Source organism: uncultured Campylobacter sp., assembly GCF_938045225.1.
Lineage (GTDB): Bacteria > Campylobacterota > Campylobacteria > Campylobacterales > Campylobacteraceae > Campylobacter_A.
In genome coordinates, this window is the sequence record NZ_CALINL010000073.1 from 1 (window position 1) to 2,250 (window position 2,250).

Sequence of the window (2,250 nt, forward strand, 5' to 3'; positions counted from 1 at the left end):
CAATTTTTATACCTTTGTTAGTTTCAATTTTTTCTTAGAATATATAAATATATAGTGCTAAATCTTCATTAGCTAGTTTATTATAGAATTCTTTAAGTTCATTAAATTCATTAATTGTACCTTCAACATCAAAAATATATTCTTCTTCCTTCATAGAAGAATAAAATCTTCTTGTAGTTTTTACTCCTAAATAAGAAAAATCTTCTCCTTTAAAATTTTTATTATTTTATTTACCCGCGTCCTAAAAAAAGTATAAAATTTCAAGACGGTACCCATATCTACACCCCGCCGTTTGCCAAAGCCGCCATCTCTATCTCCTCCTCGCTAACTTCGCTTTGTGCCTGCGCTTCTTGCTCCGCTTGCGCTTGTTCTATTTGCGCCTGCTCCATGGCCTGAGCTTGCGCCGCCTCCTGCATCGCCGACATCTGTGCCATAGCCTCATCCACCTGCTCTATCGGCGCGTTTTCGCCCAGGATTAGAGTTAGCACCTCTTTGATTATTTCGCCCGTTATTTTTGGTGAGCTGATTTGGTTTTGGGCTAGCACGCCCAGTAGTCCGTTTAGTTGATTGATTTTTACTTCGTTTGCTATCGTCGTGCCGAAATTGACCGAAACGTCAAAATCCAGACGGTTTGCTTTTCTTTGCGCGAGCGTGCCGATCGTCTCTATCACGCTCTCGTCTTCGGTTATTTTTACGAATTCCTCGTCGCTTACGAAACGGTACAGCAGCTCTACAAAGTGCTGTGCGTAGCTTGAAAGCATAGTTTCTAGCAAGGTTTGCATCATGCTCTCTATTCTCATCGAGCTTGCGCCGTTTGCAGCGCCCCCATGGCTCGGCGATCGCTCGGGCTAGTTTGCCCCGTCATCACGCTATTTACGCCGGTTGCTATTTCGTACTCTTTACCGAGCATATTTATCTCTTCGCTTAGCTGATACGTAGGCGGCGTCGGAAACGGCATTATCACGTCGCTCACTCTAGCGCCCATGTCCGTTTCTACCCTGATCACCTTTTTTCTAGCCATCACGTCGCTAACCGCCACCGCGCCCTTGGTTTTATCTACCACGAACGACGGGTCTATTTGGTTTTCGGTGATATCGATTTTTTGATTGCGCTTGATGTTGTATTCTTCTTGGATCTCTTTTACGATTTCCGGCACGCACGAGCCGTATACGGCGTTTTCGTTTTCGCGCATACTCTCCTCGATGCTAGGCATCGCGTCTATGCAGTAGCCAAAGTGAAACGGCAGAGTCGAAAATTTCGTCTCTCTTACCAAGAAGTCATTAGCAAAGCTCTTTAGCTCCCACATCTGGCGGCCGTTTACATAGACCTTTTTGTAGATATCTTTCATCTGTACCCGCTGACTCCACTCCACCTTTGAACCCAGGATGAGATCTTTGTCTTTGCCTTTGTAAAATTTCGTTTTGATTTTTTCTTCGACCTGGCGCACGGATTGACGCCATTTGTAGCAGACGTATTCTATGTCGTTGATGTCGCTTGCGTATTTGTCAAAGGCTAGATCGGTGATAGGGATGAAGCGAGTAGCGATATCGCCCTGCTCTTTGTCGTAGAAAAGATTTACTATGCCTAGCGGCAAGTATAGCGCGCTTAGGACTGCCTTACTAAGCCCTACGCGGTGCTCTTTTTTCTTCCAGCGGTTTTTGAGTACCGCCGTAAGAGCGTTTTGCAAGACTAGATCATCGTCGCTTCTGCGCCCGACGCGAGTGATCTCGATCGGGCAGCGATCGCTCATAAAGCTTGTTTTAAAGATAGCGTGTATGATAAAAACGGTAGTTTTGATTAGCGGCACGTACAGCTTTGAACGGCTACGCTCGGAGTTTTTGAGCTTGCTCGTTCGTTTGTCGTCTTTGTATGTGGCGAGAAACGCCGCTTCGCATTTTAAAAATCTATCTTTGTGGGCTTCAAGATCTCTAAATGCTTTTTCGATTAAATTTAAGTCGTTATCCATCTAAACTCTCCGCTTTTTTGCGGATAGTTTAGATTATGAGTTTCCTAAAAAACGTATAAATCGTTAATTTTTAATAATCTTATGGTATTGTTTGCGCTGTTATAGTTGCTTTTGCAGCGCACGTGTTTTGTTGCTTATCCCCTATGCAACTATCGGCCTTCCATCTCTAAAATTCTAATTTTATTTTTTTCATAGTCGTATACTTCTATTTCTACGCTACTCCCTCCCTTGGATATACTTTCAACGTTTACGATCTTGTATTTGCCGTCTTTGCAGTCGTATAT

The 2,250-nt window shown here is 43.6% G+C and carries 3 protein-coding genes; all 3 read right to left on the reverse strand.

The window, feature by feature from the left end; translation table 11 throughout:
• Positions 1-278: 278 nt before the first annotated feature.
• The 3 genes from Q0200_RS03155 to Q0200_RS11895 all read right to left on the reverse strand — a co-directional run bounded on the left by Q0200_RS03155 (position 279) and on the right by Q0200_RS11895 (position 2,250).
• Positions 279-800, reverse strand: coding sequence for a hypothetical protein (locus tag Q0200_RS03155; protein ID WP_297937599.1), 522 nt, complete (start codon positions 798-800; stop codon positions 279-281).
• A complete protein-coding gene (locus Q0200_RS03160; RefSeq protein WP_297937601.1) occupies positions 797-1,966 on the reverse strand; it encodes a hypothetical protein in 1,170 nt (389 codons plus the stop codon). The genes Q0200_RS03155 and Q0200_RS03160 overlap by 4 nt, the downstream gene beginning before the upstream one ends.
• Positions 1,967-2,115: 149 nt before the next feature.
• Positions 2,116-2,250 carry a DUF5334 family protein gene (locus Q0200_RS11895; protein WP_366118179.1) on the reverse strand — a complete coding sequence of 45 codons (135 nt, stop codon included), beginning with the start codon at positions 2,248-2,250 and terminating at the stop codon, positions 2,116-2,118.